The following is a 20,803-nucleotide window of genomic DNA, read 5'->3' on the forward strand; positions in this document are numbered from 1 at the left end:
TTGCTGTGGCGAGCGGGCTTACTGTGGTGAGCGGGCTTGTTGTGGTGAGCGGGCTTGCTGTGGTGAGCGGGCTTGCCCCGCGCTGGGCTGCGAAGCAGCCCCATCAATCTGTGGTGAACCCGACGGGGGACAAGCCCCCTCACCACAGCAAGCCCGCTCCCACATGGGATCTCCATCGTTTTAGAGAACGTGAACCATGAACGCTACCTTTGACTTCACCCACCAGCGCATCCTCGTCACCGGCGCCAGCAGCGGCATCGGCCGGGAAATAGCCCTGCAACTGATCGCCAGCGGTGCCCAGGTGTTTGCCCTGGGCCGCGACGCCCAGGCCCTGGCCCGACTCGGCTGCGAAACCCTGTGCCTGGACATCGCCGACAGCGCCGCCCTGGACCTGGCCCTGCAAGGCTTGCCGCCGATGCACGGCCTGGTCAACTGCGCCGGCATCTCTCGCCTGGAACCCGCCGCTGCCATCAGCGCCGAAGCCTTCGACCAGGTGATGAACGTCAACGCCCGCGCTGCCGCCCAGGTCGCCAGCCGAATCGCCGCAGGGATGATTGAAGCAAATATCGCCGGCAGCATCGTCAACGTCTCCAGCCAGGCCTCACTGGTGGCGCTGGACGATCACCTCGGCTACTGCGCCTCCAAGGCCGCGCTGGACGCCATCACCCGCGTGCAATGCGCCGAATGGGGCCGTTTCGGGATTCGCGTCAACAGCGTCAACCCCACCGTCACCCTCACGCCCATGGCGCAAATGGCCTGGTCGGCGCCCGCCAAGCGCGATCCGGCATTGGCGGCGATTCCGTTGGGGCGGTTTGCCGAAACGGCGGAAGTGGCATTCCCGGTGCTGTTCCTGTTGAGCGACGCCGCCAGCATGATCAGCGGCGTCAGCCTGCCGATCGATGGGGGCTACACCAGCCGCTAGCCGTTCTCCAGCTTGCCGGCGATCACCACCTTGTCCCGCGGTTTGTGCGGGTCTTCGAGGCGGTCCAGCAGCAGTCGCACCGCGCTGCTGCCGGCCAGCGACGCGTCGTGGGCCACACAGGCAATCGGCACGCCGAAGATATCGGCGAAGGGGAGGCGGTCGATGCCGCAGATGGTCAGGCTGTCGTGGGGAATGTTGTGCATGCGCAACGCGCGCAAGGCGCCGAGGGTGATCAGCTGGTTGAAGCCCATGATCGCGTCCGGCGCCGTGTGTTCGGCCAGGTAGTCGAGGGTGTGCAGGTAGGAGGGCATCAGCGTGTAGTCGCCGGCGCACACCTCGACGTGCACTTGCGGGTGATCGGCCAACACTTCTTTCAGGCCTTTGAGGCGTTCCATGGTGATGCGCGAATGCTCGGGCCCGGTCAGCACCAGCAGGCGCTTGAGGTTCGGGGTTTGCCGCAGCAGGTACTGCGCGGCCTCGATGCCGCTGTGGTAGTTGTCCAGCACCACGCGGCTGAACGGGCTGTCGTGGATCGTGCGGTCGAGCAGCACCACCGGCGTCTTGCCGTTGCCCAGGCGCTCCAGATAATCCGGCTGGTAGCTCGGCTCATCGGAGACCGGCGACAGGATGATACCCGCCACGCGGTAGCCCAGCAGGGTGTCGACCGCCTTGCTTTCCAGCTCTTCCAGCTCGTCGGTGTCCACCAGCATGATGGTGTAGCCGTGCTTTTTCGCCTCGCGGGAAATCGCCTTGATCATCTCGCTGTAGAAGGGGTTGTCCACCGAGGCGGTGATCACGCCGATGATCAGGCTTTCGCTGCGCTTGAGCCCGCGGGCAAACGCGTTGGGCACATAGTCCAGCTCCCGCGCCACTTCGAGAATCCGCGCCAGGGTGGCGGGCTTGACCAGGTCAGGCTTGCTCAGCGCCCGGGACACCGTGATGGTGGTCATGTTGACCCGTTTGGCGATGTCGCTGATGGTGACGGACTTTTTCTTGTTCATCGGCAGGGGGAAACCAGGAGAAAACAACCTGAGGCTACCATGGGCACGGCTTCAAATCACCGGATCCCAGCGCTGCGACCAATCCTTTTCCGCCTCCACCACCGCCCGCAGCAAGCCCAGCGCCTGCTGCAAAACCGCCGAATCGCGCTCGCGGGAATACACCAGGTACGTCGGGAAGCTGAACTCCGGTGCCTTGGGCACCCGTTCCATCACGCCGCTGTCCAGGTAGCTCTGCACTACCCGCGTGCGGAAATACCCGGCGCCGCCGTTTTCCAGGATGTACTGCAACGCCAGCGGCCCCAGGTTGAAGCTCAGGGCGGCGCGGGCCTTGTCCGGCAGGGCCGCGTCGTGCTGCTGGCGAAAGCCCTGGCCCCAGTCGATGTACACGTAGGGCTCGGGCCGGGCCGCCAGTTGCACCAGGATCAATTTCTCTTCCAGCACCTGCTCCACCTGCAGCCCCGGCCAGTACTGCGGCTGGAACACCAGCGCGGCATCCAGCACGCCCAGCTCCAGTTGGCGCAACAGGTACTCGCCTTCGCGAATCTCCGTGCGCAGGGCGTAGCCCGGAATGTGCTCGCGCAGGGCCTGGGCCCAACCGAGCATCAACGGGTTGCACAGGCTGACTTCGCCCCCGATGTGCAACACGTTGCGGTAGCCGTCGGGCAACGGCAGGTCGCGGCGGGCGGCTTCCCAGGTTTGTACCAGCTGGTTGGCGAAGACCACGAAGGCCTCGCCGTCCGGGGTCAGGCGGGCGCCGGCGCGGTTGCGCACGAACAGCGTGCTGTTGAGCTGGCTTTCGAGATTTTTGACCCGGGCGGTGATTGCCGTCTGGGTGACGTGCAGCTTCTCGGCCGCCGCGGCGAGGCTGCCGCAGCGGGTGATTTCGAGGAAGGTGCGTGCCAGTTCGATGTCCATGAAACCCCCGGGAGTGAATGGGGGACATTGTAGAGCGATGCGCGATTGGAATGCGATCAGCGCAGGTGCCTGGCTTTTGTGGTGAGCGGGCTTGCCCCGCGCGGGGCAAGACCGCTCACAGGGTTATTGGTCAGTCTCTGAACATTGCTTGCACTTCAGGTTGGGGTTTTTGGGGCTTGCAGATGCTCGGTCGGGAACGCCTTGGCATACGCCTGGCAAACCCGCAGCACCTGCTCATCCGCAAACCGCGCGCCCACCACATGCAACCCCACCGGCAACCCGTTCGCCGCCAACCCGCACGGCACCGACGCCGCCGGTTGCTGGGTCAAGTTGAAGGGATAGGTAAACGGCGTCCACTCCATCCATTCCCCAAGGCCCGAACCCGGCGGCACGTTGTGCCCGGCCTCGAACGCGGTGATCGGCATCATCGGCGACACCAGCACATCGTAATGCTCATGGAATGCCGCCATACGCGCCACCAAGGCCGCCCGCGCTTCCAGCGCGGCGCTGTAGTCGCTGAGGCTGATCTGTTCGCCCAGTTGCGCAATGCGCAGCAGGCCCGGGTCCATCAGTTGTCGCTGAGCCTCGCTCAACGGCCCGGCGAGGCGCGCAGCACCGGCAAACCACAGGGTATTGAACACCTCCAGCGGATCACTGAACCCCGGGTCAATCTGTTCAACCTGGGCACCCAGCTGCACCAGGCCTTCGACCGCCTGGGCGACGACCCTGGCCACTTGCGGGTCCACCTTCACGTAGCCAAAGTTCGGACTATAGGCCACCCGCAGGCCTTTCAAGTCAGCCCCGGCCTGCAACCACGGCGTGGTCCGGGGCGCGCCGACCAAGCCGTCCCGCGCGTCCGGCTGCGCGATGGTTTGCAGCATCAGCACCGAGTCTTCCACGGTGCGGGTCATCGGCCCCAGGTGCGACAGAATGGTCATCGAACTGGCCGGCCATTGCGGCACATAACCGAAGGTCGGCTTGATGCCAAAGGTGCCGGTGAAGGCGCAGGGAATCCGGATGGAGCCACCGGCATCGCTGCCCTGGTGCAACACACCCAGGTTCAAGGCCGCGGCCGCACCGGCACCGCCGGACGAGCCGCCCGCCGTCATGCGCGTGTCCCACGGGTTGCGGGTAATGCCATACAGCGGGTTATCGGTGACGCCTTTCCAGCCGAATTCCGGTGTGGTGGTCTTGCCCAGCAGCACCGCGCCGGCCTTGCGCATGAAAGCCGAGAAGGGCGCATCCACGTCCCACCGGCCCTCGGCTGAGGTCGTGCGCGAGCCCTTGCGCGTCGGCATGCCAATGGTCTGCGTCAGGTCCTTGATGGATGACGGTACACCGTCCAGTGCCCCGCACGGCTGGCCCTTGAGCCAGCGCTGCTCCGAATCACGGGCAGCCTTCAAGGCGCCTTCCGGGTCGACATGGCAGTAGGCGTTGACCGCCGGGTTGTAGCGTTCGATTCGCAGCAGGGCGTCTTCGGTGACTTCTACCGGCGACAGGCGTTTATCCCGGTAGTGCGCCAGCAGTTCAACGGCGGTCAGGTTGGCAATATCCGTCATGCTGCTTTACCTCCTTGTGCCGCGTTGACCATGGCCCGCAGCAGCACTGCGCAGCCCGCCGCCAGGTCATCCGGCGCGGCGTTTTCGATTTCGTTGTGGCTGATGCCGCCTTCGCATGGCACAAAAATCATCCCGGCCGGGCCGAGTTCGGCGACGAAGATCGCGTCGTGCCCGGCGCCGCTGACGATGTCCATGTGGCTCAGGCCCAGGCTGCTTGCGCCGTCGCGTACGGCGTTGACGCAGGCGGGGTGGAAGTCCAGCGGCGGGAAGTCGGCGGTGGGCGTCAGCTCAAAACTCAGGCCGTGTTGCTCGGCGGTGGCTTCGATCACCTGGCGCACTTCATCGACCATGGCTTGCAGCTTGTCGGCGTGCAGGTGGCGCAAGTCGATGGTCATGTGCACCTGGCCGGGAATCACGTTGCGCGAGCCGGGGTGCAAGCTCAGGCAACCGACGGTGCCGCAGGCGTGGGGTTGTTGCGCGTGGGCGATGCGGTTCACCGCACTGACCACTTGCGCGGCGCCCACCAGGGCGTCCTTGCGCAGGCGCATCGGCGTCGGGCCCGCGTGGGCTTCGACGCCGGTGAGGGTCAGGTCGAACCACTTCTGCCCCAGGCAGCCCATGACCACGCCAATGGTGGTGGCCTGGTCTTCCAGTATCGGGCCTTGTTCGATATGCGCCTCGAAATAGGCCCCGACCGGGTGGCCCAGCACGGCGCGGGAACCGGCGTAGCCGATGCGCTGCAATTCGGCGCCCACCGACAGGCCATGCTCGTCCTGCTTGTCGAGGGTTTCCTGCAAGTCGAACTTACCGGCGAACACCCCGGAGCCCATCATGCACGGTGGAAAACGCGAGCCTTCTTCGTTGGTCCACACCACCACTTCGATGGGCGCTTCAGTCTCCATATTCAAATCGTTGAGGGTGCGGATCACCTCCAGGCCGGCCATCACGCCATAGCAGCCGTCGAACTTGCCGCCGGTAGGCTGGGTGTCGATATGGCTGCCGGTCATCACGGGCGCCAGTGCCGGATTGCGCCCGGCACGGCGGGCAAAGATATTGCCGATGGCGTCGACACTGACGCTGCACCCGGCGGCCTCGCACCATTGCACAAACAGGTCGCGGGCCTGGCGGTCGAGGTCGGTGAGGGCCAGGCGGCACACCCCGCCCTTGGGTGTGGCGCCCAGGCGGGCGAGGTCCATCAGCGATTGCCACAGGCGTTCGCGGTTGATCAGCGGGGCATTGCTCTGGAGCGGTTGCGCAAAACTATTCATCAGCAGTCTCCGGTCAGGCACTCAGGGCCAGGTAACGGTTCTTGATCGTCGGGTCGGCGCGGAAGGCTTCGGCACTGCCTTCGTACACCACACGGCCCTGTTCGAGGACGTAATGGCGGTCGGCGAGCTTGTCGCAGACCATCAGGTTCTGTTCCACCAGCAGCACCGGCAGCCCGTCGTCCTTGACCTTGCGCAGGATCTTCACCAACTCGTCGACGATCACCGGCGCAAGGCCTTCGGTGGGTTCGTCGAGGATCAGCAGCTTGGGATCGTTGAGCAGTGCACGGGCGATGGCGAGCATCTGTTGCTCACCGCCAGACAGCGCATGGCCGGCGTTTTTGCGGCGTTCCTTGAGGCGCGGGAACATGCCGTACACGTCTTCCATCTGCCAGCGGCTGGTCTTGCGCACCGCGATGCGCAGGTTTTCCTCGACCGTGAGCAGGCGGAAGATCCCGCGGTTCTCTGGCACCAGCGCCAGGCCCTGACGGGCGATTTCGAAGATTTTCTGTCCCACCAGCGGCTGGCCGTTGAAGTGGATCTGGCCCTGGCGCGGGCAGATAATCCCGAGGATGCTGCGCAAGGTGGTGGTCTTGCCGGCGCCGTTGCGCCCCAGCAGGGTCACCAGTTCGCCGGGGTTGACGGTCAGGGACACGCCTTCAAGGACGTGGCTCTTGTCGTAGTAGGAATGGATATTGTCGACGGTCAGCATCAGGCGGCTTCTCCCAGGTAGGCGGTGCGCACGCGCTCGTCGGCGCGCACGAATTCCGGTGTGCCTTCCACCAGGATCTGGCCGTGGCTCATCACGGTGATGCGTTGGCTGATGGACATGACGATGCTCATGTTGTGCTCGATCAGCAGCACGGTGTGGTCGCGGCCGAGGTCGCTGATCAGTTGGGTCATGATCGGAATGTCGTCGATGCCCATGCCCGAGGTGGGCTCGTCGAGCATCAGCAGCTTGGGTTTGGAGCAAATCGACATACCGACCTCCAGCACCCGCTGCTGGCCGTGGGACAACTCGCCAGCCAGGGTGTCGGCGCGGGCGGTGAGTTGCAGGCGTTCCAGCACCTGGTCGGCCATCTCCAGGTGCTCGCGCTTGCTGTCGACCCGGCGCCAGAAGTTCAGGGCGCGGGCGCCGTCGCGGCCCTGGGCGGCGAGGCGCAGGTTCTCGCGCACGCTGAGGTTCTGGAACAGGCTGGTGAGCTGGAACGAACGGGCCATGCCCAGGCCGACGCGACCGTGGGCCGGTTTGCGCATCAGGTTCTTGCCGTCGAAATGAATCGCCCCGGCGGTGGCCTGGCGTTCGCCGGTCAGGCAGTGGAACAGGCTCGTCTTACCGGCGCCGTTGGGGCCGATGATGGTGTGGATGGTACCGGCTTGCACCTTAAGGTTGACGCCGTTCACCGCGTGGAACGCACCGTAGGCCAGTTCCAGATTCTTGGTTTCCAACAGGATGCTCATGACAGCTTCTCCTTGGTCACAACGTCGGCCTTGCGGCTGCCACGCACACGTTCGAACAGCGTCGACAACCCGCCCCACAAACCGCCGCGCATGAAGATCACCACCAGGATCAGAATCACCCCCAGCAGCATCAGCCAGCGCGGCCACAGGTCGGAGAGGAAGTCCCCCAGCAGCACGATGGAACCGGCGCCCAGCAAGGAGCCGAACAGTGAGCCGGTACCACCGACGATGGTCATGATCAGGATGTTTTCGGACATCGCCAGGTCGATATTCGACAGCGGCACAAAGTGCAGCAGCATCGCGTACAGCGCCCCGGCGATCCCGGTGACGGCGCCGGACAACACGAACACCAGGATCTTGAAGTGGCGGGTGTCGTAGCCGATGGCCGAAGCGCGGGTTTCGTTTTCGCGAATCGCCATCAGCGTGCTGCCGAACGGCGAGGCGATCACCCTGCGTGCCCCGATGAAGATCAGCAGGAACAGCACTGCGACAAATCCGTAGAACGCGCGGGCATCGGTGAGAGACAACAGCACCGTGTCACCGATACGGATTTCCGGACGTGGCACGCTGAGCAAGCCGTTGTCGCCGCCGGTCCAGTCGCTCAGGGTATAGGCGACGAAGTAGGCCATCTGGCTGAAGGCCAGGGTCAGCATCACGAAGTAAATGCCGGTGCGGCGGATCGCCAGGGCACCCACCAGAAACGCCAGGAAACCACCGGCGACGGCGGCGCCCAACAGTGCGCTGAACAGGCCGAGCTGCAGGTGAATCATCAACAGCGCCGCGCAATAGGCGCCGGCCCCGAAGAAGATGCCTTGGCCGAACGACAACAGCCCGGTGTAACCCAGCAACAGGTTGCAGGCGAGGGCGGCCATGGCAAATATCAGAATCTCGGTGGCCAGGGTCGCCGAGGGCAAAATCAACGGTAGGCCGATCAATACCGCCAGCACCAACAGCAGCATGTAGCGCGACTGGGTCTTGGCAAACGGCAGGGGATTTTTCTCGCTCATGTCAGGCTCTCCCGAACAGGCCGTAAGGACGCACCAGGATCACCACGGCCATTGCGCCGTAGATCATCAGGCTCGCGCCCTGGGGCCAGAGTGTGGTCATCAGGCTTTGCACCACGCCGACCAGCAGGCCGCCGACCAGTGCACCGCTGAAGGAACCCATGCCGCCGATCACCACCACCACGAAGGCCACGCCGAGGATTTCCGGGCCGACAAAGGGCTGGGCACCGCGCAACGGGGCAAACAGCACACCGGCGACGCCGGCCAGGGCCACGCCGAGGGCAAACGTCATGGAGAACAGGCGAAAGATGTTGGTGCCCAGCAGAGACACGGTCTCCGTGCTTTCACTGCCGGCCCGCACCAGGGCACCGAAGCGCGTGCGTTCCAGCAGCAGCCACAGGCCAAGGCCGACGAGGCCGGAGAACACGATCAGGAACAGGCGATAGTAGGGATAGACGAAATCGCCCACCACCAGCACCCCGCGCAGCAACTCCGGCACCGCGACGCTTTTGCCCACCGGGCCCCAGATCATCACGCTGGCTTCCTGGATGATCAGGGCTATCCCCAGGGTCACCAGAATCTGGAACATGTGCGGCAAGTGATAAATCCGCTGGATCAATAATCGCTCGATCACCCAGGCCAGCGCGGCCACCACCAGCGGCGCGATCAGCAGCGCCAGCCAGAAGCTGCCGGTGAGACTGACGGCGGTGTAGCAGATGTAGGCGCCCAGTAAAAAGAATGCACCGTGGGCGAAGTTGACGAAGTTCAGCAGGCCGAAAATGATCGTCAAGCCGACCGCGATCAGGAAGTAAATCATCCCAAGGCCCAGGCCGTTGAGAATCTGGAACAGGTAAAGATTAAGCATGCAGGAACCCTCGGCAGGCGGCCGCGTGAGCGGCCCTGCGCTGTGTCACCAGTAGATTTTCAGCAGATCAGCCGAGCACGCAGCCCGTGGCTTCCACCGGCGGGAACGACTGGCCGGCGCTGAGCACCTTGGCCAGGTCGTCCTTGTCGGCCATGTCGCCTGCCGCCTTGCCCACCAGCAGGTAGTAATCCTTGATCACCTGATGGTCGCCGGCGCGGATCGATTCCTTGCCGGTGGGGCCTTCGTAGCTCAGGCCCTGCATGGCCTTGGCCACGGTCGGCCCGTCGAAACTGCCGGTGGAGATGATGGTTTCCAGCATGACCTTGGTGCTGATGTAGTCGGCGGCCAGCGGGTAGGTGGGGTTGATGCCGTATTTGGCCTTGGTCAGTTTCACCAGGTCGCGGTTGAGCGGGGTGTCGACCTGATGCCAGTACTGCGCGCCGAGGTACACGCCTTCCAGTACGTCGCTGCCCAGCTCCTGGAACTGGTCGAGGCCGGCGGACCACACCAGCAGCACTTTCATGCGTTCCTTGATACCGAAGTTCACCGCCTGGCGCAGGGTGTTGGACGACTGGCTGCCGAAGTTCAGCAGCACCAGTACGTCGGGTTTGGCGGCGATGGCATTGGTCAGGTAGCCGGAGAATTCCTGTTCCTGCAGCGAGTGGTAGCTGTTGCCGGCGTGTTCCAGGCCATGTTCGGCCAGGACCGATTTGGCACCTTCGAGCAGGGCTTCGCCGAACACATATTGTGGGGTGATGGTGTACCAGCGCTTGGCGTCCGGCAGCAGCTTGATCAGCGGCACGAGAGTTTCGCGGATCGCGCCATAGGTGGGGACTGACCAGCGGAAGGTGGCGCTGTTGCAGTCCTTGCCGGTGACCTCGTCGGCGCCCACCGGGGTCATGAACACGCCGCCGGCCTTGCTCACTTCCTTGGCGACGGCGAGTGCCGAAGACGACAGGGTGCAGCCCTGGAAGAAGCGTGCACCGTCCTGCTGGATCGCTTCCTGGACCTTGCGCACGGCCTTGCCGGCGTTGCCTTCGGTGTCGATCACCTTGTAGTTCAGCGGGCGACCGAGCAACTCGGGGTGTTGTTCTACCGCGAGGCGTGAACCCATGTCGGCAAATTTGCCATAACTGGCAAAGGCGCCAGACATGGACTTGAGGCCGTAAAAGGTAAAGGGCTCGGCGGCGAATGCCGAGCGCACACCCAGCGGGAGGCTGAGAGCGGCTGCGGCGGTGAGACTGGCTTTCAACAACGTACGACGCTGCATGGGGTGACTCCCTGGATTAGTTATTGGCAGGAGTGGCAATGGCGATACGGTGGAGCACGGCCTGTGGGCAGGCCTTCTATTTGGTTTTTGGGGGTGTCAGTGGTTGTGGTCGAACTCCAGCAGAAAGTGCGGGCTGACTTCACCTTCCAGTGCGGTCATGTGGTGTTCGGCGTCGCACATGTGTTCGTGCATCAGGCTGCGTACGGTGGCTTCATCTTCGGCCCGGAACGCGATCAGCAGTTGCTTGTGGTAGTCGAGGTTGGCGGCGTCGAATTGCTTGCGCTTGGGCTTGTAGGCTTTTTTCAGCACCACCAGGTCGCGCAATAAGTCGTTGAGGAACTGCGCCATGAAACTCAGTAGAGGGTTGGGGCAGGCCTTGGCCAGCAGGTTGTGGAATTCCAGTTCGGCGATGCGTTGTTCGCGTTGGCCGGCTTCGCTGTCTTCGGGTGCGCTGCAAAAATCGACATTGTCCTGGAGGGCGCGGTAGTCGTCTTCGCTCAGGCGGCCCAGCACGGAGACGGCGAGTTCGACTTCGATGACTTTGCGCAGTTGGTAGACCTGTTCGCCGTCCAGGTGCTGGAAGTGCAGGTAGTTGCGCAGGGCGCGGCTGGCGGGTTCGGTGCCGGCCTGGTTGAGGTAGGCCCCGCCGCTGGGGCCGGTGCGGGTGTTGACCAGGCCTTCGACTTCCAGCGCCTTGAGGGCTTCGCGGGCGGAGCCTTTGGAGCACTGGAAGCTTTCCATCAACTCGCGTTCGGTGGGCAAGCGGTCGCCGGGCTTGAGGGCATCGGTGACGATGGAGCGCTTGACCGACTCGACGATCACGTCGGAGAGCTTCTGGCGTTTGCGGCGCAACGGGCGGCTTAGCATGGTGGTTGATTGATCCTATTAATGCGGATTAATAGTACTTAATAGGGGTTTGGGGTGGGGCGTCAACGGAGGGGGTCGCTTTTGGTTTGGATGGGTCGTAAATGGGGTGGGTGTGTATATCCGTTGCTGCGGTCAGGGCTGCTATGGGTTCCGCTCTTACAGCGGCTCACTTTTGAAAAGCGCAAAAGTAAGCAAAACGCTCTTGCCCCACCACTCGGCACCTCGCCTAGGCTCGGTGTGCCCTTGTAAGATTGTTTTCACCTGCTTCAGACCGTAGTGCCCTCTGATTTCGAGATCGTGAGTGAGCATGGGTCGGAGCAGGTTCCTTCCTAAACTAGTCCGAACGGTTGCCTGGGCGCAAAGCCCGATTCTGCAAGGTTGGACGTGAGGAAAACGCTATGGACCATGACTCTGCGTTCGTCGGAATTGATGTTTCCAAAAACAAGCTCGACTCATTCGTCAGCACTACTGGCCAAGTCGAACAGTTTTTCAATACTCAAGAAGATATCCAGCGTTTAGCTAAACATCTCAAGGCTCAGGAGCCGGTTTTGGTGGTGCTGGAAGCAACTGGTGGATATGAGCGGCTTGCCGCTGCCGAGCTTTGTGCTGCTGGATTACCCGTTGTTGTTGTCAATCCCCGTCAGGTTCGTGATTTCGCCAAGGCGACCGGTAGGCTGGCGAAAACCGACGCTCTGGATGCCCAGGTGATTGCGGAGTTTGCCCAGGCGGTCAAACCCGAGATTCGGGAGATGCCAGATGAACACGCTCGTGAACTGGCGGATCTACTGACTCGACGCCGCCAGCTCATCGATATGATCGTGGCGGAAGAGTCTCGACTGAAACAGGCGGTATTCAAGGCACTTCGACGGGACATCAAGGCACATATCGTCTGGCTTCAAAAGCGCCTTAAAAGCACAGACGATGACTTGCACGAAGCGATCAAAGCTTCGCCGGCTTGGAAGGCCAATTATGATTTGCTGCGCGAGGTATCGGGCGTTGGCAATGTGCTCGCACTTTCGCTGCTGGCAATGGTTCCGGAGCTGGGCAAGGTTAATCGCAAACAAGTGGCTGCATTGGTTGGCGTGGCCCCTTTTAACTGCGATAGCGGCCTCTACAAAGGACGTAGACGGATATGGGGTGGTCGAGCTGAGGTGCGAAGTGTCCTTTACATGGCTGTCTTATCCTCGAAGAGCCATAACCCGGTGATCGAGAGGTTTTACAACCACCTGCTTGCTGCAGGGAAGACGAAGAAAGTAGCGCTGGTGGCATGCATGAGAAAGTTGCTGACGATCCTGAATGCGATGGTGCGCGATCAAAAGCATTTCGCTGAAATGGCTTGAATTTCGACACGGTTGCTCACTCCGGCTTTGGACCGTGGGCCGCCGCGATGGGCCATCCTTGGCCCAGCGCGGCTAACCCGGCGTCCTGCCGGGTTACCCACGCTCCAAAGCCTGCGTTCGGCCAGCGTGGTTTAACGGGGCGCCTAAGATCAAGATCAAAAGCAGATCAAGAGCACAGCGGCCTACAGGCCGGCTTGAGTGGTGTGAAGCAAAGGCAAAATCAAAATCAAAATCTACAGCGGGCACAGTCCCCCTGTAGGAGCTGGCTTGCCGGCGATGGTCGTTAACGATGACGTCCTGATTCAACGCGGCGACCTCAGGTTTTTCGCCGGCAAGCCGGCTCCTACAGAAAAGCGGCTCTGCTTTGGCTTTTGATCTGGCTTCTACCACTCAAGCCGGCCTGTAGGCCGCTGTGCTCTTGCTTTTGATCTTGATCTGACTGCCCCAATAAGCCCGAGGCCGAACGTAGGGATTGAGGAGCGGGTAAACCGGCAGGACGCCGGTTTAGCCGCGACGGGGCAGGGACGCCCCGTCGCGGCGGCCCGCGGAGCAATGCCGGAGTGAGGGAACACCGAGCCTAGGCGAGGTGCCGACAGGCGGGGCAGAGCCCTTTGCTTACTTTGGGGCTCTTCCAAAGTGAGTCGCTGTAAGAGCGAAACCCTAAGCCGCCGTTACCGAAGAAATGGATATGTACCCAAAACAGAACAGCTGGCGCAGTAATTGCCTCCCCCACCCCGAGCCCCAAAAAAGGAGCACCCCGCCATGCAACTACGCGCCTTGCGCTATTTCCACGAGGTCGCCCGCTGCGCTTCGTTGCGTAAAGCGGCGGAGCGTCTATACGTCACCCCCACCGCCGTCAGCCGCCAGATCGAACACCTCGAACACTTCTTCGGCGCCGCCCTGATTGAGCGCGGCCCCCGCGGCATCCGCCTCACCGCCGAGGGCGAATGCCTCGCCGAACAAGTCACCTCAACCCTGCGCGGCCTCGACCAGGTACGCGAAGTCATCGCCAGCCGCCAAAGCCAGGTGGCCGGTAACATCAGCATCCATGTGTCAGAAAGTATCGTTTCCACCGTGCTCGCCCCGGTACTCGCCACGTTCTATCGCGCCCACCCCAAGGTCACCTTCAACATCGTGATCGCCAGCGCCTCCGCCACCCTCGACGCATTGTGCAGCGGCGAAGCCGACCTGGGCCTGGCGTTCTACCTGCAAGAGCGCGCCGACGTCGAAGTCACCGCCCACTGCCAGTTATGGCACCGGGTGCTGGTCAGCGCCGAACACCCCTTCGCCCAGCGTGAAAGCATCGAATTGAGCGAACTGGAAGGCCAGCCCCTGGCGATCCCCGACTCGGCCTACGGCGTGCGCCAAGCCCTGGAAGTGGCCGCGAAAAAACGCGGTGTGACCCTCGAACCGGTGTTCACCACCAGCTCCCTGGAAGTGCAGAAGAGCCTGGCCCGGCAACGGGCAGCCGTGTTGATTTTGCCCCAGGTAGAGGCAGACGTGCGTGACTTGGGTGACGGCCTGGTAGCCGTGCCGATCGCCGATGAAGACCTCGGGCGCATCCGCATCGACCTGTGTGTGTACCGCAACCGCCCCCGCTCGGTGGCGGTGCTCAAGTGCCAGGAGATGCTGGCGGGGGCGATGCAGCGCTGTTCGTTGAACTGAGCCTCAGAAGATATTGATCGGTACATTGGCGACGAGGCGGAACTCGTCGTAGCTGCCGTCGATCTGCCCGCCGCTGGCGCGGTGGTTGTAGACGATGGTGCGCAGTACGCTGTTCTTGAGGGTTCCGGACTGGATCACGTAGGCCAGCATCAAGCCGTTTTCGTTGTGCTTGGCGCCGTCCAGGCTGCGCACGTTGTAGCCGGTGTTGTGGCCGTTGCGGTCGCCGTCGTAGTGGGTGCCGTCGATGTCCCAGCCCTTGGCGTGCCACACGCTGGCGGTGAGGCCGGGCACGCCGTAGGCGGCGAAGTCCAGGTCGTAGCGCAGTTGCCAGGACTTTTCGTTGGGGCCGTTGTAGTCCGAGTACAGCGAGTTGGCCATGTAGTTGCCGGTGGACTCCCACACGTAGTCGAAGTATTCGTTGCCGAACACCTGCTGCCAGGCCAGGGTCAGGCTATGGGCCAGGTGCGTGGCGGTGAAGGCCAGGCTGGCGGCGTTGTTGTCGATGTAGCCGAGGTTTTTGTCCCCCGAGTCGCTGGTGTGGTAGTAGTTGAAGGCGGTCTTCAAGGCGATGTCGCTTTTGTCGCCGATGCGGTGGGTCAGGCCGACGTAGGTCTGGTCCCACATGTCTTCGAAGCGCGACGCGTAGACGCTGGCTTCCAGTCCGTAACCCGGCTTGACCGTGGCCCCCAGGTAGCTGATGCGTGAGCCGGTGTAGGCGCGGTTGCCGAAGGTGGTGGTGAGTTTTTCGGCGCCGGTGCCGGTGCGTGGGATCGCCCGTTCGAAGCTGCCGCCCTGCACCGACAGCCAGTCGAATTCGTTGCTGAACAGGCCCACACCCTGGAAGCTGGAGGGCAGGGCGCGGTTGTCCTTGTAGCGCAGGATCGGGTTGTCGGTCATCAGCCGGCCGGCCTTGATTTCGGTGCTCGACAGGCGAAAACGCACGTCGCCCACCCCCAGGCGGCTCCAGGTGGGAATCGCATCGCCGTCGCCGTCCACCAGCACCCGGTCGCCGCCATTGGCGACCTTGCCGTGGCCACGCTCCAGGTTGACCGCGCTGAAGATTCCCGCGTCCACGCCCACGCCAATCAGGCCCTGGGTGTAGCCGGAGCTGTACTTGAGCATGCTGGTCTGGACCCAGGTTTCGCGCACGCGGGTGGGTTCGATACCGCCGGCTTTCTTGATGCTCAGGTGAGTGGTGCGCTTAGTGTGCTGGTTGGAGTAGTAGTGACGCAGGTTCAGGTCCAGGGTGCTGCCTTCGAGGAAGCCCGGTGCGCTGGCTTGAGCGTTGTCCTGAGCGAAAACCTGGGTGCTGGACGCCAGAGTGACGGCCAGCAAAAGACGTGGATACATGGTAAATCCCCATACAAATCAGACGTAAGGCGACCGTCCCGGCAGGCCCTTGGGCGTTGCCGGTCGGTGGCGAAAAGACGCGGGACAGTGGGAAAAAGGTGTTCAGCGAACCGGGGCTTCTGTGAGCCGGGTTTCGCGGGCCGGGCTGCCGGGCAGCGGCGGGCGGGTTTCCTTGGCGAACCAGGCGGCGGTGAGGCACACCAGGTTGGCGACCAGCAGGTACCAGACCGGCGACATCGGGTCACCGGTGGTGCCGATCAGCCAGGTGATGATGATCTGCGCAGTGCCGCCAAACGCCGCCACACCGAAGGCGTAGACGATGGAGAAGCCGGTGGAGCGCACGGATTTCGGGAAGCTTTCCACCAGCAGCACGATCAGCGCCGCGCCACTCATGCCGTGCAGGCCCGAGAGTACGGCCAGGGTCAGTAGGAAGGTCGCCGGGCTGGGGTGCTCGGTCATCAGTTGCAGGGCCGGGAACAGGATCAACAGCAACACCACCCGGGGTGTCATCAGGATCGTCCGGCGCCCGAAGCGGTCGCAGAGCATGCCGCCGGCCACTGCGCACACGGCCATGGCAGCGCCCGCCACCAGGGTCGAGAGCATGGAGATGCTGGTGGGCAGCTTCAGCTCGGTGAGGGCGAAGGTGGTCATGTAGTTGAGGAAGTATTGGGTGATGGTGCTGCCGGAAAGGATCAGCAGCCCCAGCACCAGTGCGCGCCGGTGTTTGCCGCAGACTTCCCGCACCAGGTCGCCGGTGCTGGTCTGCTCGCCATGGCCGTGGAAGGTTTCGGCAAGGTTGCGACGGATGTAGATACCGATCGGCAACACCAGCAGGCCGAACACGAACGGTACGCGCCAGCCCCAGCTGTTGAGGTCTTCCGGGGACATGACTTTGGTCAGGGTGAACCCCACCAGCCCGGCCACCATGGCGGCCACGCCCTGGGCAACCACTTGCCAGCAGGCATAGGTGCCGCGTTTGTGCGGTGGCGCAGCTTCGAGGATGTAGGTGGTGGCGGGGCCGGCCTCACCGCCCCAGGCCAGGCCCTGGATCATGCGGGTGACCACCAGCAGGATCGGCGCGGCGATGCCGATGGTCTCGTAGCCGGGCAATATCGCGATGCTGCCGGTGCCCACGGCCATCATCACCAGGGTCAACAGCATCGCCGGTTTGCGCCCGACACGGTCGGCGTAGGCGCCGATCAGTACTGCGCCCAGGGGCCGGACGATAAAGCCGATACCGAAGGCCGTGACCGACAGCATCAAGCTGACGAAGGCGCTGTCGGACGGGAAAAACGTGTGGCCGATCATCACCGCAAAGGTTGCGTACACACCAAAGTCGAAAAACTCCACGGCGTTACCCAGGACCACGGCGAAGATGCTCTTTTTGCCGGCGTCCGGGGACGGTGTTTCGGGTGCGTGATCAGGATCGGATCGTGTCAATTGCTCAGTGTGCATACCAGCCCCTCGATTTTAGTTATAGGTCGTCCGAGCTCCCGGCCGGTGCGGCCCGGAGCTGGCGTGTGGGTGGGCAGTTCTTACAGCGTCAAAGTCAGGAAGGATTCGGCCAGTGGTGGATTGCGCCACGCCAGCTCTCGTAGGTTTTAGCGATTTGCAGCAGCCATTGATCGGCGAAGCGCGGGGCGATCATCTGCAGGCCGATGGGCATGCCATCGGCGGCGAAACCGCAGTTGATCGACAGCGCCGGTTGTTCGCCCATGTTCCAGGGCACGGTGAACACGATGTGCTCGAACGGCAATTGCGGGTCGTTGCTCGGTGACGGCCACTCGGCCGGGAAGGCGTTGACCTGATTGGTGGGGGACAGCACCAGGTCGAGTTCGTTGAACACCTGCGCGGCGCGGCGGCGCATTTCGAACGTCTGGTTGAAGCCCTTCACGGCCTGTACGCCACTGATCTCGGCACCCGGCGCGGCCCAGTCGCGGATGTAGGGCAAGACCTTGTCGAACTGCTCGCTGCTCAGGGCCGACAAGTCGCCCCACTGGCGAGCGCGCCAGAAGTGGTCGAGGCCGTCGAGTTGGTTGCGGTCCATGATCGGCGGGATCAGCGTGACCTTCGCGCCATGGGCTTCGAACAATCGCGCTGCCTGCTCCACGGCTTCACACACGAAGCCTTCCGGCTGCATGCCCACCCCGGGTTCGAGCATCAGGCCGACGCGCAGGCCCTTGACCGACAGCGGCTGGTTGCTCCATGCAGTGGTGAGCGGCGGCAGGCTGGTGGCGTCGCGGGCATCGGGGCGGGCCAGGTGTTGCATCAGCAGCACGCAGTCGTCGACCGTACGGGTCATGGGGCCGGCGGCGCGGCCGGTGTAGTACGGGTCGATGGGGATGCGCCCCAGGGTCGGCTTGAACCCCACCAGGCCACACCAGGCGGCGGGCAGGCGCACCGAGCCGCCGATGTCGGTGCCCACGTGCAGCGGGCCATAGCCGGCGGCGGCCGCAGCGGCCGCACCGGAGCTGGAGCCGCCGGTGTTGTTGGCGGTATTCCACGGGTTGCGGGTGATGCCATGGAAGCTCGACAGGCCGGAAGACAGCATGCCGAAATCCGGGTTGGTGGTCTTGGCCAGAATGATCGCGCCCGCTTCACGCATGCGGGCGGCGGGCGGTGCGTCCTTGAGGGCCGGGGTCAGGCGGGTGGCGGCGCTGCCAAGGGGAATGGGCACGCCTTCGGTGGCGATCAATTCCTTGAGGGTCACCGGCACGCCGTCGAGGGCGCCGTTGGGTTGGCCCTTGTTCCAGCGTTCGGTGGAGGCCTGGGCCTGCTGGCGCACCTGCTGCGGGTCGAAGGCGTAGAGCGCGTTGATCTGCGGCTCCCAGCGGTCGATATGGGCCAGGAGCTGGTCGTAATAGTCGATGGGCGCGAGTTGCCGGCTGGCGAATTGCGCCAGCAGTTCGGCGGCCGTAAGGGTGTGCAGGTCAGTCATCGAACGCTTCCTTGGGATGGGCCGGGTGGCTCATGGCGGGTTGCAGTAGGCATGACTATATAAACCCGGGTGTGGCGCGGCCATCACAATCGGTGCAGTTCAGTGTTGCGTTTTTGTGTGCACTGACAGCGTGCCGCTAGTGGTCGTAAAGCGCCAACAGCACGGTGACGTTGTCCCGCCCGGCGTATTCCACGCTCAGGTCCAGCAGGCGTTCGCAGGCGGTTTGCAGGGTGTGGCGGGTGGCAGCGGCAAGGACCTGGGCGATTTCCTGATGGGGCACGCAGCCGTGCAGGCCGTCACTGCAGAGCATCAGCAGGTCGCCTGGCAGCACCGGCTGTACGCGTATCTGCGGTTCGACCCGTGCCGCCGGCCCGATGGCCTGCAACAGCAAGTTGCGCGCCGGCAGGCGGTCGACCTTGCCAGCCTCCAGCGCCTGCTGGTACCAGGTCTGGTCCCGGGTCAACAGCGCCAACTCGCCGTCGCGGTAACGGTACAGGCGGCTGTCGCCGACATGGAAGACCAGCAGCGGGCCTGGGTGGTGCGGGCGCCACAGGCCGGTCAGGGTGGTGCCCATGCCGTTGCCTTCGCTCATCTGCCGGGCGACGTTGCGGGCGTACACCTGGGCATTGACCTGATCGAGGGCGTCGTGCAGCACGCTCACGGCGTGCATCGCCGGGTCGGACCAGGTGGCATCGGGGTCGCTGGAGCAAGCCGGTGCGTCGGTTCCGTGGGCGCTGAGATGCTCCCGCAGGCAGGTCAGGGCCAGTGCACTGGCCAGGGCACCGGCTTCGTGGCCGCCCATGCCGTCGGCCACCGCCAGCAGTTGCAGGTCGGTATCCAGCAGAAAGTTGTCTTCGTTGCTCTCGCGTACCGGGCCGACGTCGCTCAGGCCGCAGGCAATCGCCGTGGCGAGGCGGTGCGGGCCAGCGGGGCTGAGGCTGGAGTCGGTCATGGGGTAGGCTCAAAGCTGTGGAGGAAGGCGAGGCGCTGGGCCTCGTTCTCGATGTGTTCGGCCAGGCGTTGCAGGAACGCCTGGCGCAGGGGCGTGGTGCGTGCGGCACGGCTGACGACGATGCGAGCGATGGGGCCGATCAGCACGGCCAGGCGCCGTTCGGCCATTTCGCTGAAGGCCGGGTCGATCCCGGGTTCGAGGGCATGGGTGGGCTCGCGGATCAGCGTCACCACCGTCGGTTCACTGACCGGTGCCGGGGCCGCTGTGGGTGGGTTCAAGCGCTGGAACAGCGACTGGCTGGCGCTGGCAAACTGTTCACGGCCGCGTTCTGAGGGAATGTGCGGCAACAGCGCGGCGCATACCGCTTCGAAATCCTGCGAGGCGTTCAGGCTCTTGCGCACCAGAAAGCGCGCCAGTGGGCCGATCTGGTGGGACAGCAGCGATTCCAGTTCCGGCATCACCGCGAGTTTCCACGGGGTGAGGGTTTCCAAAGGCTCGGTGGCCACGGTCGCTGTGGTCGGCGGGGTGTGCACGCCGAGGCTCTGGTTGGGGCGCATGAGCACGGTGCGATCGTCGTCGATCTCGGCGTTGATCCAGGTGCCGGTGGTGGTGCTGCCGATCAAGGCTTGCAGGTCATCGAGAAAGGCCTGGGCCGAGGGGTAGCGTTCACTCGGGCGCTTGGCCAGGGCGCGTGCGATCACGCTGTCCAGCGCCGGGTCGAGGGCCAGGTTGAGGCTCGACGGTGCCACTGGTGTCTGGTTGAGGATCTGCTGCATGACCATGGTGGCCGAGCCGGAAAACGGTCGCTCGCCGGTCAACAGTTGGTAGAGCACGATGCCGGCGGAGAAGACGTCCGAGCGCCCGTCGATCAGTTCGCCGCAGAATTGCTCCGGCGACATGTAGCTGGGGGTGCCGATCATCGAGCCGGTCTGGGTCAGGGTCGATGAGTCCAGGCGGGCCACGCCGAAGTCGGTGACCTTGACCTGATCGTCGGCGGTAATCAGCAGGTTGGCCGGCTTGATGTCGCGGTGCACCACGCCCTTGGAGTGCGCGTATTCCAGGGCCAGCAGCAATTGGCGCATCCAGCCCAGGCTGTGGCTCAGCTCGCGCGGTGTTTGCGCGGCGAGCACGGTGTTGAGCGGTGTGCCTTCGACAAATTCCATGGCGATGTAGGCCGAGCCCTCGTCTTCACCGTAGTCGTAGACCGCGACGATATTGGGGTGCATCAGTCGGCCCGCTGCCTGGGCTTCGTTCTTGAAACGGCTGACCAGCTCGGCGTGGTGGCTGTCGCCGAACAGCTCTTTGCGGATGGTCTTGAGCGCCACGGTGCGGGCGATGTGCGGGTCGAATGCCTTGTACACCGTGCCCATGGCCCCTTTGCCGAGCACGCTGTCGATGCGGTATTTGCCGAGTTGTTCAAGCATGGCGG

Annotated in this window: 18 protein-coding genes; 3 read left to right on the forward strand and 15 right to left on the reverse strand. The window is 63.8% G+C overall.

Going from position 1 to position 20,803, the window contains the following annotated elements; all coding sequences use genetic code 11:
• Positions 1–196 precede the first annotated feature (196 nt).
• Entirely contained in the window at positions 197–922 is a 726-nt protein-coding gene (locus tag JFV30_RS08655) for an SDR family oxidoreductase (protein WP_201123077.1), read from the forward strand.
• On the opposite strand, the gene JFV30_RS08660 is transcribed toward JFV30_RS08655, so the two are convergent.
• From JFV30_RS08660 to JFV30_RS08705, 10 genes are all read right to left on the reverse strand, one after another.
• Positions 919–1,923 (reverse strand): LacI family DNA-binding transcriptional regulator, encoded by a 1,005-nt coding sequence (locus JFV30_RS08660; RefSeq protein WP_010175110.1) that lies wholly within the window; start codon positions 1,921–1,923, stop codon positions 919–921. The genes JFV30_RS08655 and JFV30_RS08660 overlap by 4 nt on opposite strands.
• Positions 1,924–1,974: 51 nt before the next feature.
• Entirely contained in the window at positions 1,975–2,838 is an 864-nt protein-coding gene (locus JFV30_RS08665; protein ID WP_010175108.1) for a LysR family transcriptional regulator, read from the reverse strand.
• Between the two features lie 155 nt (positions 2,839–2,993).
• Positions 2,994–4,397 carry an amidase gene (locus JFV30_RS08670; protein ID WP_201123079.1) on the reverse strand — a complete coding sequence of 468 codons (1,404 nt, stop codon included), beginning with the start codon at positions 4,395–4,397 and terminating at the stop codon, positions 2,994–2,996.
• A complete protein-coding gene (locus JFV30_RS08675; RefSeq protein WP_201123081.1) occupies positions 4,394–5,665 on the reverse strand; it encodes a Zn-dependent hydrolase in 1,272 nt (423 codons plus the stop codon). Before JFV30_RS08675 ends, JFV30_RS08670 begins: the two co-directional genes overlap by 4 nt.
• A 13-nt stretch (positions 5,666–5,678) precedes the next feature.
• Positions 5,679–6,374 carry an ABC transporter ATP-binding protein gene (locus JFV30_RS08680; RefSeq protein WP_201123083.1) on the reverse strand — a complete coding sequence of 232 codons (696 nt, stop codon included), beginning with the start codon at positions 6,372–6,374 and terminating at the stop codon, positions 5,679–5,681.
• Positions 6,374–7,123 (reverse strand): ABC transporter ATP-binding protein, encoded by a 750-nt coding sequence (locus JFV30_RS08685; protein ID WP_010175101.1) that lies wholly within the window; start codon positions 7,121–7,123, stop codon positions 6,374–6,376. The genes JFV30_RS08680 and JFV30_RS08685 overlap by 1 nt, the downstream gene beginning before the upstream one ends.
• On the reverse strand, positions 7,120–8,130 hold the full coding sequence (locus tag JFV30_RS08690) for a branched-chain amino acid ABC transporter permease (protein ID WP_177045853.1): 1,011 nt from the start codon (positions 8,128–8,130) through the stop codon (positions 7,120–7,122). The genes JFV30_RS08685 and JFV30_RS08690 overlap by 4 nt, the downstream gene beginning before the upstream one ends.
• A 1-nt stretch (position 8,131) precedes the next feature.
• Entirely contained in the window at positions 8,132–8,992 is an 861-nt protein-coding gene (locus tag JFV30_RS08695) for a branched-chain amino acid ABC transporter permease (protein ID WP_003215751.1), read from the reverse strand.
• A gap of 67 nt (positions 8,993–9,059) precedes the next feature.
• On the reverse strand, positions 9,060–10,262 hold the full coding sequence (locus tag JFV30_RS08700) for an ABC transporter substrate-binding protein (RefSeq protein ID WP_010175096.1): 1,203 nt from the start codon (positions 10,260–10,262) through the stop codon (positions 9,060–9,062).
• Positions 10,263–10,358: 96 nt separating this feature from the next.
• Positions 10,359–11,129, reverse strand: coding sequence for a FadR/GntR family transcriptional regulator (locus JFV30_RS08705; RefSeq protein ID WP_003215747.1), 771 nt, complete (start codon positions 11,127–11,129; stop codon positions 10,359–10,361).
• 398 nt (positions 11,130–11,527) lie between these two features.
• Here JFV30_RS08705 and JFV30_RS08710 point away from each other — a divergent pair, with 398 nt between their 5' ends.
• Together JFV30_RS08710 and JFV30_RS08715 are read left to right on the forward strand one after the other, a co-directional pair.
• Entirely contained in the window at positions 11,528–12,469 is a 942-nt protein-coding gene (locus JFV30_RS08710; RefSeq protein WP_201121537.1) for an IS110 family transposase, read from the forward strand.
• Positions 12,470–13,231: 762 nt separating this feature from the next.
• Positions 13,232–14,134: a LysR family transcriptional regulator gene (locus JFV30_RS08715; protein ID WP_017475444.1), complete on the forward strand. Its 903-nt coding sequence runs from the start codon at positions 13,232–13,234 to the stop codon at positions 14,132–14,134.
• Positions 14,135–14,137: 3 nt separating this feature from the next.
• Here JFV30_RS08715 and JFV30_RS08720 read toward each other — a convergent pair whose 3' ends face one another.
• The 5 genes from JFV30_RS08720 to JFV30_RS08740 form a co-directional block, all read right to left on the reverse strand.
• A complete protein-coding gene (locus JFV30_RS08720; protein ID WP_201123085.1) occupies positions 14,138–15,484 on the reverse strand; it encodes an OprD family outer membrane porin in 1,347 nt (448 codons plus the stop codon).
• Positions 15,485–15,586: 102 nt separating this feature from the next.
• Complete coding sequence (locus tag JFV30_RS08725; protein ID WP_237150971.1) at positions 15,587–16,939, reverse strand: citrate-proton symporter; 1,353 nt, start codon at positions 16,937–16,939, stop codon at positions 15,587–15,589.
• A gap of 94 nt (positions 16,940–17,033) precedes the next feature.
• Complete coding sequence (locus JFV30_RS08730; protein WP_010173735.1) at positions 17,034–18,422, reverse strand: amidase; 1,389 nt, start codon at positions 18,420–18,422, stop codon at positions 17,034–17,036.
• Positions 18,423–18,558: 136 nt separating this feature from the next.
• Positions 18,559–19,374, reverse strand: a complete 816-nt coding sequence (locus JFV30_RS08735) for a PP2C family protein-serine/threonine phosphatase (protein ID WP_201123087.1) — start codon at positions 19,372–19,374, stop codon at positions 18,559–18,561.
• The gene (locus JFV30_RS08740) at positions 19,371–20,798 is read right to left on the reverse strand and encodes a serine/threonine-protein kinase (RefSeq protein ID WP_201123090.1); all 1,428 of its coding nucleotides are present in this window, start codon (positions 20,796–20,798) and stop codon (positions 19,371–19,373) included. Before JFV30_RS08740 ends, JFV30_RS08735 begins: the two co-directional genes overlap by 4 nt.
• Between the last annotated feature and the right edge of the window lie 5 nt (positions 20,799–20,803).

The organism is Pseudomonas sp. TH32 (assembly GCF_016650855.1).
Classification (GTDB): Bacteria; Pseudomonadota; Gammaproteobacteria; order Pseudomonadales; family Pseudomonadaceae; genus Aquipseudomonas.

What these genes read in the sequence shown, in the direction of transcription:
- JFV30_RS08655 (WP_201123077.1), top strand. Translation starts at nt 197, where the DNA reads ATGAACGCTACCTTTGACTTCACCCACCAGCGCATCCTCGTCACCGGC.
- JFV30_RS08660 (WP_010175110.1), bottom strand. Translation starts at nt 1,923, where the DNA reads ATGAACAAGAAAAAGTCCGTCACCATCAGCGACATCGCCAAACGGGTC.
- JFV30_RS08665 (WP_010175108.1), bottom strand. Translation starts at nt 2,838, where the DNA reads ATGGACATCGAACTGGCACGCACCTTCCTCGAAATCACCCGCTGCGGC.
- JFV30_RS08670 (WP_201123079.1), bottom strand. Translation starts at nt 4,397, where the DNA reads ATGACGGATATTGCCAACCTGACCGCCGTTGAACTGCTGGCGCACTAC.
- JFV30_RS08675 (WP_201123081.1), bottom strand. Translation starts at nt 5,665, where the DNA reads ATGAATAGTTTTGCGCAACCGCTCCAGAGCAATGCCCCGCTGATCAAC.
- JFV30_RS08680 (WP_201123083.1), bottom strand. Translation starts at nt 6,374, where the DNA reads ATGCTGACCGTCGACAATATCCATTCCTACTACGACAAGAGCCACGTC.
- JFV30_RS08685 (WP_010175101.1), bottom strand. Translation starts at nt 7,123, where the DNA reads ATGAGCATCCTGTTGGAAACCAAGAATCTGGAACTGGCCTACGGTGCG.
- JFV30_RS08690 (WP_177045853.1), bottom strand. Translation starts at nt 8,130, where the DNA reads ATGAGCGAGAAAAATCCCCTGCCGTTTGCCAAGACCCAGTCGCGCTAC.
- JFV30_RS08695 (WP_003215751.1), bottom strand. Translation starts at nt 8,992, where the DNA reads ATGCTTAATCTTTACCTGTTCCAGATTCTCAACGGCCTGGGCCTTGGG.
- JFV30_RS08700 (WP_010175096.1), bottom strand. Translation starts at nt 10,262, where the DNA reads ATGCAGCGTCGTACGTTGTTGAAAGCCAGTCTCACCGCCGCAGCCGCT.
- JFV30_RS08705 (WP_003215747.1), bottom strand. Translation starts at nt 11,129, where the DNA reads ATGCTAAGCCGCCCGTTGCGCCGCAAACGCCAGAAGCTCTCCGACGTG.
- JFV30_RS08710 (WP_201121537.1), top strand. Translation starts at nt 11,528, where the DNA reads ATGGACCATGACTCTGCGTTCGTCGGAATTGATGTTTCCAAAAACAAG.
- JFV30_RS08715 (WP_017475444.1), top strand. Translation starts at nt 13,232, where the DNA reads ATGCAACTACGCGCCTTGCGCTATTTCCACGAGGTCGCCCGCTGCGCT.
- JFV30_RS08720 (WP_201123085.1), bottom strand. Translation starts at nt 15,484, where the DNA reads ATGTATCCACGTCTTTTGCTGGCCGTCACTCTGGCGTCCAGCACCCAG.
- JFV30_RS08725 (WP_237150971.1), bottom strand. Translation starts at nt 16,939, where the DNA reads ATGCACACTGAGCAATTGACACGATCCGATCCTGATCACGCACCCGAA.
- JFV30_RS08730 (WP_010173735.1), bottom strand. Translation starts at nt 18,422, where the DNA reads ATGACTGACCTGCACACCCTTACGGCCGCCGAACTGCTGGCGCAATTC.
- JFV30_RS08735 (WP_201123087.1), bottom strand. Translation starts at nt 19,374, where the DNA reads ATGACCGACTCCAGCCTCAGCCCCGCTGGCCCGCACCGCCTCGCCACG.
- JFV30_RS08740 (WP_201123090.1), bottom strand. Translation starts at nt 20,798, where the DNA reads ATGCTTGAACAACTCGGCAAATACCGCATCGACAGCGTGCTCGGCAAA.